This window comes from Bradyrhizobium brasilense (assembly GCF_029714345.1).
GTDB classification, from domain to species: domain Bacteria; phylum Pseudomonadota; class Alphaproteobacteria; order Rhizobiales; family Xanthobacteraceae; genus Bradyrhizobium; species Bradyrhizobium australafricanum.
The window spans coordinates 6,787,870-6,802,585 of record NZ_CP121669.1 but is presented as its reverse complement, the minus strand read 5'-3'; the positions used below and the strand labels follow the sequence as shown (position 1 = coordinate 6,802,585).

Annotated in this window: 18 protein-coding genes; 11 read left to right on the top strand and 7 right to left on the bottom strand. The window is 59.2% G+C overall.

Annotation, left to right across the window (positions count from 1 at the left end):
* Positions 1-26: 26 nt before the first annotated feature.
* The 3 genes from QA635_RS31745 (at position 27) to QA635_RS31735 (ending at position 2,409) form a co-directional block, all read left to right on the top strand.
* Positions 27-947: a YihY/virulence factor BrkB family protein gene (locus QA635_RS31745; RefSeq protein ID WP_283063582.1), complete on the top strand. Its 921-nt coding sequence runs from the start codon at positions 27-29 to the stop codon at positions 945-947.
* 404 nt (positions 948-1,351) lie between these two features.
* Positions 1,352-1,813 (top strand): low affinity iron permease family protein, encoded by a 462-nt coding sequence (locus QA635_RS31740; RefSeq protein WP_283063581.1) that lies wholly within the window; start codon positions 1,352-1,354, stop codon positions 1,811-1,813.
* Positions 1,813-2,409 carry a DUF1003 domain-containing protein gene (locus tag QA635_RS31735; RefSeq protein ID WP_283063580.1) on the top strand — a complete coding sequence of 199 codons (597 nt, stop codon included), beginning with the start codon at positions 1,813-1,815 and terminating at the stop codon, positions 2,407-2,409. Before QA635_RS31740 ends, QA635_RS31735 begins: the two co-directional genes overlap by 1 nt.
* A gap of 114 nt (positions 2,410-2,523) precedes the next feature.
* Here the strand turns inward: QA635_RS31735 and QA635_RS31730 are convergent, their stop codons facing one another.
* Together QA635_RS31730 and QA635_RS31725 are read right to left on the bottom strand one after the other, a co-directional pair.
* Positions 2,524-2,898, bottom strand: coding sequence for a hypothetical protein (locus QA635_RS31730; protein ID WP_283063579.1), 375 nt, complete (start codon positions 2,896-2,898; stop codon positions 2,524-2,526).
* 231 nt (positions 2,899-3,129) lie between these two features.
* Entirely contained in the window at positions 3,130-3,642 is a 513-nt protein-coding gene (locus QA635_RS31725) for a YciE/YciF ferroxidase family protein (protein ID WP_028344423.1), read from the bottom strand.
* A gap of 1,079 nt (positions 3,643-4,721) precedes the next feature.
* Between QA635_RS31725 and QA635_RS31720 the strand changes: the two genes are divergently transcribed.
* From QA635_RS31720 to QA635_RS31705, 4 genes are all read left to right on the top strand, one after another.
* Complete coding sequence (locus QA635_RS31720; protein ID WP_245452573.1) at positions 4,722-4,916, top strand: isochorismatase family protein; 195 nt, start codon at positions 4,722-4,724, stop codon at positions 4,914-4,916.
* A gap of 2,037 nt (positions 4,917-6,953) precedes the next feature.
* The gene (locus QA635_RS31715; protein ID WP_075969288.1) at positions 6,954-7,226 is read left to right on the top strand and encodes a hypothetical protein; all 273 of its coding nucleotides are present in this window, start codon (positions 6,954-6,956) and stop codon (positions 7,224-7,226) included.
* Positions 7,227-7,471: 245 nt separating this feature from the next.
* A complete protein-coding gene (locus QA635_RS31710; protein ID WP_283063578.1) occupies positions 7,472-7,645 on the top strand; it encodes a hypothetical protein in 174 nt (57 codons plus the stop codon).
* 1,042 nt (positions 7,646-8,687) lie between these two features.
* Positions 8,688-8,867, top strand: a complete 180-nt coding sequence (locus QA635_RS31705) for a hypothetical protein (RefSeq protein WP_016843164.1) — start codon at positions 8,688-8,690, stop codon at positions 8,865-8,867.
* Between the two features lie 332 nt (positions 8,868-9,199).
* Here QA635_RS31705 and QA635_RS31700 read toward each other — a convergent pair whose 3' ends face one another.
* The gene (locus QA635_RS31700; protein WP_018270266.1) at positions 9,200-9,412 is read right to left on the bottom strand and encodes a hypothetical protein; all 213 of its coding nucleotides are present in this window, start codon (positions 9,410-9,412) and stop codon (positions 9,200-9,202) included.
* 350 nt (positions 9,413-9,762) lie between these two features.
* On the opposite strand from QA635_RS31700, the gene QA635_RS31695 reads away from it, so the two are divergent.
* The 3 genes from QA635_RS31695 to QA635_RS41825 are packed head-to-tail and all read left to right on the top strand — an operon-like array spanning position 9,763 to position 10,469.
* Positions 9,763-9,918 (top strand): sigma factor-like helix-turn-helix DNA-binding protein, encoded by a 156-nt coding sequence (locus QA635_RS31695; protein ID WP_283063577.1) that lies wholly within the window; start codon positions 9,763-9,765, stop codon positions 9,916-9,918.
* A gap of 60 nt (positions 9,919-9,978) precedes the next feature.
* A complete protein-coding gene (locus QA635_RS31690; protein ID WP_283063576.1) occupies positions 9,979-10,230 on the top strand; it encodes a hypothetical protein in 252 nt (83 codons plus the stop codon).
* A gap of 14 nt (positions 10,231-10,244) precedes the next feature.
* Complete coding sequence (locus tag QA635_RS41825; RefSeq protein ID WP_425249071.1) at positions 10,245-10,469, top strand: Lar family restriction alleviation protein; 225 nt, start codon at positions 10,245-10,247, stop codon at positions 10,467-10,469.
* A gap of 761 nt (positions 10,470-11,230) precedes the next feature.
* On the opposite strand, the gene QA635_RS31685 is transcribed toward QA635_RS41825, so the two are convergent.
* The 4 genes from QA635_RS31685 to QA635_RS31670 form a co-directional block, all read right to left on the bottom strand.
* Entirely contained in the window at positions 11,231-11,449 is a 219-nt protein-coding gene (locus QA635_RS31685) for a hypothetical protein (RefSeq protein WP_283063575.1), read from the bottom strand.
* A 256-nt stretch (positions 11,450-11,705) separates the two neighbouring features.
* On the bottom strand, positions 11,706-11,828 hold the full coding sequence (locus QA635_RS31680; RefSeq protein WP_018270270.1) for a hypothetical protein: 123 nt from the start codon (positions 11,826-11,828) through the stop codon (positions 11,706-11,708).
* 392 nt (positions 11,829-12,220) lie between these two features.
* On the bottom strand, positions 12,221-12,451 hold the full coding sequence (locus QA635_RS31675) for a hypothetical protein (RefSeq protein ID WP_283063574.1): 231 nt from the start codon (positions 12,449-12,451) through the stop codon (positions 12,221-12,223).
* A gap of 222 nt (positions 12,452-12,673) precedes the next feature.
* Positions 12,674-13,012, bottom strand: coding sequence for a hypothetical protein (locus tag QA635_RS31670; protein ID WP_283063573.1), 339 nt, complete (start codon positions 13,010-13,012; stop codon positions 12,674-12,676).
* A gap of 459 nt (positions 13,013-13,471) precedes the next feature.
* Between QA635_RS31670 and rpoH the strand changes: the two genes are divergently transcribed.
* Positions 13,472-14,365, top strand: coding sequence for an RNA polymerase sigma factor RpoH (gene rpoH / locus QA635_RS31665; RefSeq protein WP_283063572.1), 894 nt, complete (start codon positions 13,472-13,474; stop codon positions 14,363-14,365).
* Positions 14,366-14,716: the final 351 nt, after the last annotated feature.

Here is a 14,716-nt window from a genome sequence, read left to right as displayed (position 1 = left end):
GCCTGAACCGAACCGGAGAAGCTGCAATGTGGTGGACGGTCGCGAAAGAGGCGGCGACCGGTTGGTCGAGCCACAAGGATGCGCGGCAGGGCGCCGCCCTTGCATACTACTCGGTGTTTTCCTTGGGTCCTATTATCGTGATCGCGATTGCGATCGCGGGGCTGTTCTTCGGCTACGACGCCGTCACCTCACAAGTCACCTCCTCCTTGAAGGACATGCTCGGGGACACCGGAGCCAAAGCAATCGAAGCGATGCTGGCGGGAGCCAGCCGCCCCGCCGAGGGCATTCTGGCGACGGTTCTCGGCCTCGGCGCCCTTTTGTTCGCCGCGATTGGCGTCGTCGTACAGTTGAAGGACGCGCTCAACGTCGTGTGGGAGGTCGAAGAATCGGAAGAGAGCGGGATTTGGCATTTCGCCCGCAACTACGTGCTATCGTTCGCCGCCGTTTTGGCCCTCGGCTTTTTGCTGCTCGTTTCGCTCCTGGTGACCGCATGCCTGGCCGCGGCCGGCAAATTCGTAGCTCCCTACCTGCCGGAGGGCTTGCTACATGTCGTCAGTACGTTGGTGTCGTTTGCCGTCGTCACGATAATGTTCGCGATGATGTTCAAATGGCTACCGGATGTTTTGGTCGCCTGGCGCGATGTCTGGCTCGGTGCGCTCCTGACGGCTTTGTTTTTCGAAGTAGGGAAGGCTGCGATCGGCCTCTACATCGGCAAGCAAGGTTTGGAGTCGACCTACGGCGCGGCTGCCTCGATCGTCGTCGTGCTGATCTGGGTCTACTACACCTCGCAGATCATCCTGATGGGCGCTGAGATCACCCACGCCTACGCCAAGCAGCGGGGTTCGGTCAGGCCACGAGAGCGAAGCAATCGCACGAACGTGCGACCACTCTCGCAGCCGGCGCGTCAGAGAGGCGAGCAAGCACGGCGTTCCAAGAGCGCGCCCTGAGCAAAGGCAACCACACCGGGCACTTAATCCGGCCGGTCGCGAGGCGAGGCCGTCGAACGTGTCAATCCGACGAGAACTTCCTGTCTGCCGGCCTCCGTGTCGAAGGGCCTGACCATAGACGCAATTGCGTGCGATATGTCTCCGGGACGGCGAAGACGCCCTGTGCGTCGGGATTTGATTCCCGCGACGGGTCCGACGTCCGCTGCTCCGTTGTCGAGACGCGGCGCAGGAGATATGGCCGGATCGCTAGCAGGCCGGCGTCTGGAAGTCCGAGGCGTCACCCCGACCCAGTCAAGTCGGGAGGATCAAACAGCGGTTCCGCGGGGTAGCCTGTTGTCTTGGCCGCCTGCTGACGCCAGTGGAACTTTGCAGGTTCCGTGCCGTTGCTGTCCGGCGAGATGATCATGAGCACTAAAAAGCAATTGCAGGAACAGCAGAGCGGTCCCGCAAAGTTCTTCGGCGCCTTCGCGAGCCGGACGGCGCAAGCCGCGGGGCATGCCTCGACTTTTGCGCTCGCCGCGGCGGTCGTCATCATTTGGGCTGTGACCGGACCAGTGTTCGGCTATTCGGATACGTGGCAGCTCGTCATAAATACCGGCACGACGATCGTCACCTTCCTTATGGTTTTCCTTATCCAGAATTCGCAGAACCGCGACAGCGCTGCCATGCAGGTAAAACTCGATGAGTTGATCCGCGTCGGCGCCGCCCGGAATTCTCTGGTCGGCATTGAGCACCTGACCGATGAGGAGCTCGAACAGCTGCGCAAGACCTGCGAATCTCGCGCGAAAGCGGAGAAAGCCGGCGAGGACAGCGTCAAGGCGACGGGGCGAAGGGCCCGGCGCGCCGCCGAACGGGCGGCTGACTAGTGGAGGACGCTGCGCCATCCGATCACGCCTCGGGCGCTTCGGCACGAAATATTGAGGCGATCCTGCGGATTGAAAAGGAGGACGAGGAGCAGCTCCTCCTCCATCATCGCGCGCTTCACGCCGTCGGCCGTTTCGTCGGCACGCCCTATTTCTTTGCGATCCAGTCTTGCGGGGTAGGCCTGTGGCTGTGGATTAACACGCTCGCACCGGAAGCCGGCTGGCACTTTGATGAATATCCCTTTCCGCTTCTTTCCCTCGTGCTTGCGCTTGAGGCTGTTCTTTTGACGTCCTGCGTCCTGATCCGGCAAAACATCCCGGATCGGGCTTTCGAGCGGCGCAATCACCTGGAGCTTCAGATCAACCTGCTGGCCGAGCGGGAGTCGACGCTATCCCTTGCTCTTTTACAACGGATCGCCGCTCACCTGAAATGCCCTGTCGAAGACGACGCGCAGTGCGAAGAGCTTGCGGACGAAACGGAGGTCGATGACATCGCCCAGGATCTCAGGAGGAAGCAGGCGACGAATCCGTCAGATAACGCTATGCCGCGAGCCCCCGCAGCGCCGCGATCGATTTGGGCGGAGCAGAAGGCTTCCTGAGAAACCGAGCCCCTTGCGGCAGCACTGGGTGCTGATCCAGGTCATCGGAAACGACCACCAGCCTGATCGGCCAGCTGTCGCGGATTGCGGCCGTAATCCCTACCGTGTAAAGGCCTATCTGCGTGCGGCCACCAGCCTGTCAGCGTTGTCGCAGCAGCGGGGAGGCTCATCGAAGCAGGCGCGCTCTCCAACATTACGGGCATAGGCGATGCCATCGCCGATATGGTTGGCAAACTTTACGAGACCGGCTCGCATCCGAGCCTTGAGAAACTCCGCAAGAATGTGGCTCGATTGAAGTCCTGCTTGGGCATCCTGGGGGCCGTCTGGACGAGCAAGGATGAGGGCGCGTGGACTATTCCCAAAGGTCAGTTTTTGAAGTGAAGCTCCGCCGCAGTTAAACGCGAGTTCGCGGAAGAAACAGGTCATGTGCCGCCTAGCATTTTCATAGCACTGGGGGAGGCAGAACAGCTCGGCGGCAAATTCGTGCATGGCTGTGCGTCGGCGAGCCGTTGGAGTGCGGTCGATTTTCAAAGCAGCTGCTTTGAAATGGTGTGGCGCCACGGACGGCTGCAGCGCTTTGCAGAGCTCGACCGTGTCGCATGGTTGGGCGTCGAAGAGGCGCGGGTGAAAATCCTGAGGGAGCAGGCGATCTTTCTGGGTCGCCTGCTAGAAACCTGTCAAAAGCGGCGTCGTCCAGGCTGGAGTCGCGCTTGGCATCAGTCAGGCGTCTTCCTCTTCGTTCTCGGCTTCAACGTTGACAACTGACTTGGCGATGCCCGTCAGAGTCTTGTCAGTCTTCTTTTCTTCGGTCAGGGTCTCTTCAAGTAGCTGGACCGCTTCATCGTAGCCCAGCTCTTCAGCCCATGTGGACAGTGTGCCATAGCGCGAAATCTCATAGTGCTCGACGGCCTGGGCGGCTGCGAGAAGACCGGCATCGAGCGCGGGCATTCCCTTAAAGTCCTTCATGATCTCGGAGCCTTCTTCGGCGATGCCGTTGATGGCGGCGCAGGTTTTGCCGCGCGCGGGCTTGCCGATGATCTTGAATACGCGGTCGAGTCGCTTAACCTGGGCTCTCGTCTCGCGCTCATGCTGCGTGAACGCCGCCTTGAGGTCGGGCGACTGCGCCGCCTTCGCCATCTTCGGGAGGGTTTTGAGGATTTTGTTTTCAGCGAAATAAATGTCCTTTAGCGTCTCGTGGAAAAGGTCTTCCAGCTTCTTCGGCTTCCTAGCCATGCGGTGCTCCTCATAAGTGGCGCACAACAACAATTGGTAGGGAACCCGGTTCCAATTAGGACAATAGCGGGACCCTCGGCCGAGCGCGCGTCATGCGTTACGGAGTCGGGAGCAAGAAGGCCACCGGGAGGGGTTCTGGCGGTACTGACTGCTTGACCGATTTGGTTGCCAGCTGCAGGAACAACGATTTCGAGGTTGGGTTGGTCTGACTCATTCACAAACCTGAGGAGGAAATTATGGGTTTCGGCAAAGGAGCGCTTCTCTGGCTGATTGGCATACCGCTTCCGATCATCATTCTTCTTGCAATCTTCATGCATCACTGAGGTGCGAATGTCTGGTTTGCCTCAGAAGCTCTGTCGGGCTGCAGTAAGATGAACATGCTGGGTCCGATAAACGGCATTTTCCGATCAAGCATTTTCAGCTAGGTGCAGAACATTCGCGGAAAGCGATAGAAAAGATCAGCCGAAGGCGCGCGGTATGCTCGCGATCTCAGGAGCGGGGCCCGCGCGCTTTCTTTTGGGTGCGATGCTTCTGAGTTCAAGAACTGCACCTTCCGCGCGCTCATCTTCTCGCATGCCAAGACAAAATAGCGCATTTCGCCGGAGCCGTCCATTCGGTGAACGTCGTCATGCTAACCCGGGTCGGTCGCCTTGCTAGCGCCGTCAGGTTTGGCCGGGACCGCTCCGATAGCCCGCGTCGATATTCTTGCTAAAATCTATCACGCCACGTCCACCTGCTGCCGGGCTCGGCGAGTTTCTGGCGACAACCCTCGAGCACGCAGGAACTAATGGGTCTCGCTCTGTTGGAGCTGGCTTTCCGGGATTTAAGACAATGGCGAAGGACGATGAACTTCGGTACGGGCCGCCCGGTGAGAGCGAGGTTCATATCTGCGTCGATATGCAGCGAATGTTCGCTGAAGCCACCGACTGGAAGATGCCGTGGCTCCCGCGAGTTCTCCCGAATATCCTCGCCGTCACAGCTGCCTATCCCGAGAGAAGCTTGTTCACTCCTTTCATTCCCGCCCGCAAGCCGGGCCAGGGAGCGGGTATGTGGCGGCACGACTACGAACGGTGGGGGCGATGACAATCGACAGCATCGGGCCAGAGGTGGTGGGATTAGTCCCCGACCTCGCGAAGTTTGCTCCCCCGGCCCGCACTTTCGACAAACACGTTTATTCGCCGTGGAAAGGCAGCGATCTTCATCAGCAGCTATGCAGCGATGGCATCGATACGGTCATCATTGCCGGCGGAGAGACGGATATCAGCGCCAATTAAGCTGAGGTGCATGCCCCGTCGCGGCCGGGCGCAACGATGGAGCGCATGATCGCAGCCATGGCCCGGAGCGGACCGCGGTGTTCTGCTGAATGACCCTCTTAAGGCCGGTCGCCTCAAGGTCGGCCTAAGGCCATGCCGGGCCGACCTTCCCGAAGTCGTCAGCGCGCGACCGGGAAGACGGTCTGACCAGGCAAAGAGACCATCGAGGGTGTCCAACGGGACCAGCGCATAACGCAACTCCACGCAAAACCAAGAGCCAAGTTTGGCTTGGGTACGTCAGGTCGAGTTGCTACAGCTTGCCGGCCCACCGTCGCATACCAATCCGCAGCGAGGCCCCGTTGTGGGGTCCTACGGGGCCTCGCCTTGCACGGTAGGGGTTCTCAGCCTGGAGAGAGCTGAGACCCCAAGTGAAACTGTCTTCGGCAATCCCGTCAAGGGGCAGGAAAAAACGGCACTTTTGCTTTCCAAAGTTCACACGGGTTATTTCCGGAACCGGCGTCGTTTGCATTATCCGAGCAATAGGGCAGGCAATTTTTATTCCGTATTCCTTCAGCCCTAAAACGACGACCGCTGCCTCTCGGTGGACAGCGGTCCGGGCGATCCGGCCTGGCCCCAGCATGATCCGGATGCTGGGGCCTTTTTGTGAATAGGAACGAAGCGCATGCCGCGGCATCGGCCGCCTGTTCGGTGCCGCACCGCTACTGGCACTGAGACGCCCAGCCTCACACTGGCCCCAGCTTCGCAGTTGGGGCTCTTTCTTTTCGGCCAACAGGTCTTTGCCGACTCTTGGGTACTGTTTTGATTCGCTTGGCATCGGATCGGCCTCAGTTACCTTCTCGCTGGGGCCGTTTCTTCCCGGGAACAAGCAGTAGTCCGCGAAGTTATCTCTCCACGATGGAGTGGGACTACTTAACGGCTTCGGTGCTCCCCAGTGCGCCGGGGCCGTTCGTTTCCAAGGTGGGACCATGTCGGAAGAAGGCCGCGATTGGACCCTCATTATCGTTTTTCTCAGCATTGCCGGCGCAGTGCTGTTGTTTGACCTTATCTTCTAGCCCCTCTGTTGTCATTCGAGGACTAGCCAATATGTCTTTGCCGGCTTCGTAGACTTATAGTAGGGGCCGCTTACGTGCTTCTAAGCCAGTCATGATCGACGGCGTATTCAATCCCGGCCTTCCATTCAGCGGGTGCGCCGCTCGATAAAAAGGGGTGACCCGCTCGCCAGGTCGCGAACCAGGCGGGGCCCGCTTTAGTTAGAAGCAGTGCGCCTGTGAAGCCGGGCTTCATTAAACCCGCTCGCGCGCCTGCGGAGCAAGGCTCACTTGGGGAACCACCTGCACGAGATCAATACGATGGCTAGCGTATCCAGCTCCATATTAACGGCGGGCGCCGGAAAGCTTTTCTCGACTGGAGGAAGCGCAGAAGTCAAGCCGCTCGTTTCATTGCTCACAAGACGCCGAAACTGCAGCCGATGCTGATGGGCCAAAGGTTTGATCACCATTGTGGATTGCAAGAGTTTAGAGGGCTTCGTCATACAGCTGCTATAAAATCATCATGCGTGAGTACGAGCGGCTTTTGGTCACTTGAGCTTGAGAACATGGCCGCGGGCCTGACCCGGGCCACAAGCGCGGCTACGCGGAGAAGACCGCCGCAATTTTCGACCGTTAGGTAAAGGATATTGTTGGATCAGGTGTTCCGCCGCAGCAAGGCGAACTGAATATGCGGTCTGGACCGCGCGGCAAACAAGCTCCCTGAAGGAGACGCTGGGAAAGAGCGATGTTGATCTGCCGATCAAGGAGCTGCCGAAGGAAAGCCTCCGGTGGTCTGACGTCGCTCTCGCTCCCGAATAGGCGCCGCCGTTCTAGGCTTGCGAGATCGTCTTCGCGTCATGTCACCATGGCTCTCACCCTCTTTGGTCAACGAGTTACTTGAACTCGGCCCGGACGGTTCTAATTCAATGTATAGCCGAACCGAGCTTCGGCCAATTGGAGCATGATAAGAGGCAAGCGCGTAAGCGCTTAAGAAGTTGAGGAAAGGGACATGAGAAAGCTTGCTTTTGCAGTCGTCGCGGCGGCAACGCTCCTCATTGGAACGGTTGCACCGGCTTCGGCCCATTGGCGTCACCATGGTTGGGGCGGTCCGGGTATTGGCCCCGGGCTTGCTCTCGGGCTGTTCGCTGGAACATTAGCCGCCGCCACCGCACCCCCGGTCTATTATGGACCGGTCTACGGCCCGCCACCCTACTACTACGGCCGCCCGTATCGGGTCGTCCGCTACTATCGGCCGGTTTATCCCTACTGGTACGGCTGGTGACGAGGAGAAGGCGCGGTTCCGGCCGGGCCTTCTGTCAATTCCCGCGATACGTCGCTCGCTGCGCGAGAGGAAACTCTCGCGCGCGAATTCATTTGCTCCCGCAAAAAGCGTGCTTCGCGCGTTCGGGGAGTATGTCGAGGGCGACGGCATGTGCTGGGTCGGTATCCCGTCGCCGGCGGCGGATTGCGACCTATCGCAGGATACGGTCCGCCGGCGGCTTGCCTGGCTCGAGGAGATCGGCGCGATTGACCGCACTTGACGAGAACGGCCGCCGCAATGGCGATGGCCGCGGCAAGCGCACCACGGATCCGATCCGGCTGCCGGTCGATGCCGGTATCGCGGCGATCGAGGCGCGTGCTGCCGGTCGTGACGTCGACGAAAGCCAAGTAAACTCAACGGCGATTAGCCCTAGCTGCTAGCAAGGGCTAAAATCCAGTCCCGAAACGATTGGGACTGCGCTAGCCCTCGGCCAACGCTGGCAGCTGTGCGACCACCTAATCTCTGAACCTGAACCGGAAGATCCCCATAAATCCCCTCGGGGCGATTTCCGGAGATCACAAAACGATCGAAGAAGGCGAGACGGTCGAGTTCGCAGCGGCATTCCAGAGCTATGTCGACCATCAGGTCATGCGGCGACTTTTGCAGCGAAGTAGAAAATGTTTCTGGCCTGGTTCAGCGCTGGATATAAACGCGACTGTCGGGACGACGTTGCGGACCTTTGCGCTCGCCAGTGTCCGACCGGCGTTAAACACCGTTTGATGAACGCACGAAACCGGCCTTACCGACAGCGCACCTAGCTATTCTGTCGGCGGGAACGGTTTGGAAGCATCAACCACCACTTCCGGCAACGCAAATGATCCGCGCATTTGGATTGATACATCAGCGCAGGTTACCGCGCGATCATCCAATACGAGCACGTCTTACCGCTGCTTTACGCGCGGATGGTTCGATCCGTTGGAGGGATAAAGCTGATGGGATTCGTAGAACGAAACAGCGTTGGTTGGATGGTTTGTCTGTGAGCAACCGGCGCCGATGGTGACCGAGCAGATCGTCGACGACCCGGCGGTGATTGGTTTTCTTAATCCGCCGGCTCCGGTGCCGTCCTCCTGCTACCGAACTCGGCTTGAAACGGGCCTTTGACGAGCTCGGCACATGGGCCGCGGCTCAAGGTAGTGATCGCGGCGAATGCGAACGTCCAGGACGATTCGGATCTCGCGAACCGAAATTCGCCGCGCGGATCCTCTGGTCCAGCACATGATCGCGGTCGTCGGCCTCTCCGACGCACAAGTGGACCAGCTGCTAGTTCGGGCAAACGCCCTGTCTGACTGGGTCGCGGAACGAAAGCTAAATTGACTAATTTGAAGGTAGAAGCTCGATTTACTCTCCGCGTCGATGTGATTGACTACCTAGTTCAGAAGCGCGAAGCTCGCTGTCAGGGCGCTCGCGGGATTGTTTTCAATCATGAAGATGCTTACGGAATACTTGGAGCGCGCCGTTGAGTTCGAGAAGTTAGCGGTCACTGAGCAGAATGGAGCGTTCAAGGCAGAGCTGTTAAAGCAAGCCTCGGCATACCGACATCTGGCAGAGATGCGTGCGGCGAAATATGGTTTGCCGAAACCAAGCCCTCCAGAAATCAAGTGAGATTACCTACGCTGGAGCCCATTAAAAAGGCCGGAAACGACGAAGCCGCCGACCATGCTGCGCTCGCCATAAAGGCGCTTCGCAAGGCAGCGACCGGACAGCCCGCCGTGCAGCTTGCGCGCCAGCTTTTTCGCGGCCTGCCTCGTAACGCCGCAAGACTTCGCCAGCGCCTTCAGGACCCCGGCTCTTGCTCCCGAAGACCCGGGGCATATTCTCGATCAGTTTGGAGCGGTCCCGGCCGGCACCTCGCTGGGGCCGTTTCGCTTCGGGGAACAAGCAGCAGTCCAACGACGTTGAGTAGCCACGTGGGACTACTTGCCGGCCTCAGCAGTCTAAGCTGGGGCCTTTTTTGTCAGGGGACGGTTTTCGCGAGTTGTAAACAGCTTCGCCAAAATCTCAGCCTGCTCTTTTGTCAGCTTCTCGGCGAACGCGCCGTTCTTTTCTATCTGAGCCGGCCCTTTGAGTTCGCTATCGTAGACCATCCAGCCGTTGCCACCCTGCCGAACGAGGAAACGTCCCCGCATCGGGCGTCCAATAAATTCCATCTGCAACCACCATCTGCGAAATACGAGCTTCGTCGATTAGCTCGAAGGATGGAGCGTCGGCATTGAACTATGTGAATCGTGACGATCAACTTTGGACAAGCACCATCTGGCTTCCGCGGCGAACTGAAAACGGCCCCAACCAGGGGGCCGCCAACCCGAGCGATACGGGTTTTCCTCCAGCAGTCGGGGGGCGCCTGAACAAGCTGGGCGGTGAGCCGACTCGGTGCCAAGCCCGTTCCTATCAACGAGGACCAGGATCATCGGAGATACGAGCATAAAATTGGACAGACGGCCAAAATCGAATCTGCAATCATCTTTGGCATCTGATGAGGAAATGATTCGGAGAAGCCATGCCGGTATGGTCGCACGAGGACGAGCAGAGGTTATTGCAGTTGGCGCGAGAAACCGATCTGACGCAGCGCGAGATTGGTCAGAAGCTCGGGCGTTCGGAGGCGGCCGTAAACCTACGCCTAGCCATGCTAAGGAAGCGTGCCGCCGGGAATTAAATAGGGCAACGTGAAACGGGAACCAGGCGGCCAACTGTGGGTTTTGGCGTGCAGGTAATCATGGCAACTCGCATCGGCGCGGCGCCTCACTGCGCCGCTGCAAATGATTCGATGACGGACGTCACGCATTTGACTCCAGGTGGCTTCTATTGGGTCCTTGTGCGCTCAAGCACGAAGCATCCCGAGTGGCAGCCGGCGCGTTGCGCTACTTGCCAAGGCGACGGCGTGAAGTGGGACTTCATCGGCTTCAATAGCGACGTCGGTCATCATTACGTCGAGGTCGTCGACATCGGCCCAGAACTGTCATCCTAAACGCTCGTGTTAAAATGCCCAGGAAGACTAGCGACAGCCCTGCTATCGATCCGCTGCGCGGATTCCCCATTTCTGTACAACCGCTGCGGCCCTGTCCCTTCTGCGGCGGTTCGGAAGTTTGGATCCACAGCGACATCGACCCAAAATTTGTAGTCTGCAAGAAATGTTCAGCTTTCGGTCCCAACGCGCCGACCGTTAGGCAGGCGGCCGAGCGTTGGAACAAACGAACCAACCCCTAAAGCCGAGAGAACCGCGGAAGCGGTATTTCTCGTTGGGACCGTTTCTTTTCGGGAACAAAGTTCCAACCGCGACGTTTCGCGATCGCTTGGTTTGAGTCGTTTCCTTGGCCCCAGCTTGAATCCCTCGCTGGGGCCTCTTTGTGCTCATCAGACAGGCCGTCCGAAATAGGAGTGGCCCCGACAACCTTGGGGGCCTGCGGAGGCCGATGTCGGGGCCACTTGCCAGTCCCGCGTCGGGATTTGGCCTCAGAATGATTCTACAAGTTTCTAGACCTCGCAAGCAGGATCCCTGCTGTCTCTGCGAAGAGGTCTTTGCTTGGCTGCAGCATCGTCACGAAAGTTCAGCTTTCGCGGTACCCAAGGAGCTGTCCCAGTTTTGGGAACCAAAGGTGCTGGGGCCTTTTCTATACGGCGTAGGAACGAACGTGGCCGAGTCTTGTTTATCGGACGCTCAGATGCCGCCACTGCCCCCCGACTGCATCTGGGCATCAGTAGTGGCCCCAGCCAGTCCGCTCGCTGGGGCCGTCTCTTTAGAGGAGCAAGGTCGACAACTGAAGCGGCCTTACTCCCCATTTTCTCGATGTGCCTTGATTTCTGCGCGCGCTGGCGCTGTCCTGGATGGATTTCCGCAGATCTGCCAGCTGCGCGTCCCGCTGATCGGCGAGCGTTTTTCGTTGTATGCGCAACGCTTGACTTTCGGCGATAGCAAGCTGGGAGCGCGCGAACAGTGGATCGATCATCGGCAAGCTGTACTACAGCGCCTAAGTTCCGGCCCTGTCTTGGGATACGTCCGATTTTCTATCGTTGATCCCGTATCTGCTTTCCTCTTGGGGAAAGGGCTCATGGGATTTTCGGCCCGCAAACGTATCCGGCACTGGATCATTGAGGAGTTTGAGCGAGTGCTCGATTAGCTCGCGTGCCTGACCGGCGAGCTTTTCAAACCACATTTGGTCAGGACGATAGTTGCGCTGTTCGGCCATAGCCGCGCTCCCTGTTGTGCAGGCGGGAGCGCTATCGGTCTCTCAGCCACCGACGCCTACGGGCAGAGCCTCGGCCGGTGATGAGGGTAAACTACCTCAGGACGTAACGGTTCAATATTGAACTTAATGCTTGGGTCGAAACGGCAAATGCCGCGCGTTTGTAGGCGGCCTTACCTCAGTTGGTCCGCCTACTTAAGCGCACAGCGCGGCCAAGCGGTACAAGACTAGGCCGCGCACTTACATTTGAGGCGCGGCCCTAGTGCGCAATGAGAGCGGTCAGCAACAGCACTGCAATAAGCAAGGAACCGCCGAAAATCGCGATAGCGAGACAGACACGCGCCGGGATCGAATAGGGATCGAAATGGGGCTGTTCAAGCATGGCGCTCCTTAAGCCTGCAGGCGGGAGCGCGATCGGTCTCTCAGCCACCGGCGCCTACGGGCAGAGCCTTGGCCGGTGATGTTTAGACAATGCTCCGGATAGCTAGAGGTTGCAAGGAACCTCTCAGCCTACTTGCGCAGCAGCACAACCGACAACTCAGGCGAACAGGTCTTTGCCCGGCTGCAGCATCCTCACGAACGTCCCGCTCCTTGGCGTACTGCAAGCCGGCCCAGTACTCGGCCGGCGTCGCCTTTGTCCTGGTAGATCATCGGATAGTTGATCGTCTCAATGTAGATCCGGTCGTCCTGGATCGGTTCAAAGGCGCGGGCGTGCTCCATGATCCGGCGGGCAGCCTTTCTCCGGGTCCGCCCAGCGCCGGTCTTCCTTCATCTTCATCGTCGAATTCCATCCCGCCTTTGTGCAGCATAGATGTGAGGGGTGTAAATCTGGCTTTCGGCGGGACGGTGGCTATCAAACGTCGCGCCGCAGGGACAGCGCATCAGCGACGACGGCAGTTGAGAAGGCAGCTTTTCGCCGCGGTCCCACATGGCCTGCTTGCGCGCGATCCAATCGCGATGATCGCGCCAGGCCTGGAAATTCGCTTTGGTTAGGGGCGGCAGCAACTCGCCTCATGCCACTTCGAACGCCGCGCGCGCTTCTTGAAAGGTCGCGGCCGGGCCTCCGCTCGACCGGTCGCAGCCCGGATGAAAGCCGCATTCCATTCCCACTGATCGGCATGGTTCGGTGCGCCGGTGCGCAGCCCGATTGAGCCAACGACGACGCGCTATAGAGGATGTTCCATTTCTGCCCGGCTACGGCTCGGTCGCGCCGGCGCGTGAGCTCGGTCACGTCGCATCTCCGGTCGGGCAGCGCCGCCACAGCTGCAGCAGCTCCGCGGCCGGCCGCTTGCCCGCCGTACTGCACTTCACGCAGCGCAGGCGACCGGCGAGATCGCGCACGTTGGTGGTCGGAACGTGGCGCAGCGCAGCTAGGCGCGACCGCGCGCGGTGTCTTGCACCGCGAGCATTTGATTTCGAGCCACGGATAGCCGGCTTGATGGCCTGGTCGATCGAGGGCGATGCGTCGACCGGGCCCGCCGTCGGCGCAGATTTTTTTAGTTCCAGCTCTGGCAGAGCAGGATCGTCGGCCTCGCGGATGAGTGCCTCGCCGGCGGCGCAAACCATTTAAACTTAGCCGTGCCGCACCGCTGCCCCGACTTCGATCGGTATACGTCTCGGCCAAGGTTCGGAATGTCCCAAGTCTACGAGATGTTTGAACCCCTTGACGGATTGGGCACTCGGAAGCCGCCTGAGGCGTCGGGCTCCTCCTCCGCCTCATCGGGCAGCGGCAGTTTGGCTTCCGACGAATTGGCTAGCTGATACGGGGAACAACCCGCTGGTTTCGCAGTTCTTTTGGCGCCGCCGGCCTGAGTGTCGCTGGGCGCCTCATGGCCCAGCTAAGTCAGGCGACACGGCGGCTCGTACCATTTTGCTCCATGGAGGATTTGGATATGAAAACGACCCGTATTGTCGCTTGGCAGCCGATCAGCCTTACTCGCCTCGGTGGGGTCTCGCAGCGGCATCTTCCGTCTGGCCGCTCGTTAGAACTCAAGAGCGGCGATGGCTTCTGAGGGAGGGCAAGTCATGTCAATCAAGTCAGCCCTCCCTGCCATCCATTCGGAAGCCGGGTTGTCTCGGTATCTGCAAGAGATCCGAAGCTTCCCGCTGCTCGATGCATCCGAAGAAGTGATGTATGCAAGGCGGCTTCGGGATTCTGGGGATCGCGAAGCTGCCTACCGTCTGGTGACGAGCCATCTGCGATTGGCCGCCAAGATCGCGCTGAAATATCGGCGCTATGGATTGCCCATCGCCGACCTCATCTCGGAAGCCAACGTCGGATTGATGCTGGCCGTCAAGCGGTTCGACCCTGAGAAGGGATTTCGCCTGGCGACCTATGCCGCTTGGTGGATCAAGGCGTCCGTGCAGGAGTTCGTCCTGAGATCGTGGTCACTCGTCAAGCTCGGCACAACGGCGGCACAAAAAAAGCTGTTCTTCAACCTTCGAAAGTTGAAGAGACGCCTTGGTGCGCCGGATGATGGCGAGCTTTCGCCGGAGCAGGTGAAGCAGATCTCTGAACATCTTCAGGTTAGGGAAAGTGACGTCGTCGAGATGAACGGGCGGATCCGTGGCGATATGACGCTGAACGTTCAGCTCAGTGACGAAGAAGGCGAGCAATGGCAAGACAGGCTCGCCGATTCATCTCCTGATCCTGAGACCCAGCTTGTGGAGACCGGAGACCGTGAACGGCAGAAGGCCGCACTCTCGGAGGCGCTGAGTGCGCTCTCTCCGCGAGAACGCACCATCGTCGAAGCCCGTTACATGGCGGAAGAGCAAAGCACGCTTGACGATCTTGCCAATACCTTCGGGATTTCTCGTGAGCGTATCCGCCAGATCGAACAGCGTGCGTTGAAGCGCATCAAGACGATGATGTGCGTACGCCTTCCGGATCTTGAGGCTGCTTCAGCAAGCGCATACTAGAAGCAGAACACAAAAGACCGCTGGCCGGCTGCTGATCGATGAATCAGCAGCCGGTGCAGATGTCAAGCACGATGGCTTCGGCCGAGAAATCACGGTCCTTGCGGCCACCGGACTTTGTTCTTGCCTGGGGGCTGGCCGCTTTGATCACTGACAAGCTGCTTATCGACGGCGTCGGAGCTTCGCACTGCGCGCGATAAATCCGCTTCTTTCGCCTGCAGCGAGACCACCATCCCGAGTAGAGCAGCAAGTACCATTAAGCTCCGCATCTCTGGTTACCCTCCTTTCGACGATGCTCAAATTTGCCGCGCAGAGTTGTTCTGAAGCCGAGACAACGTCTCGGTTTGACGGTTT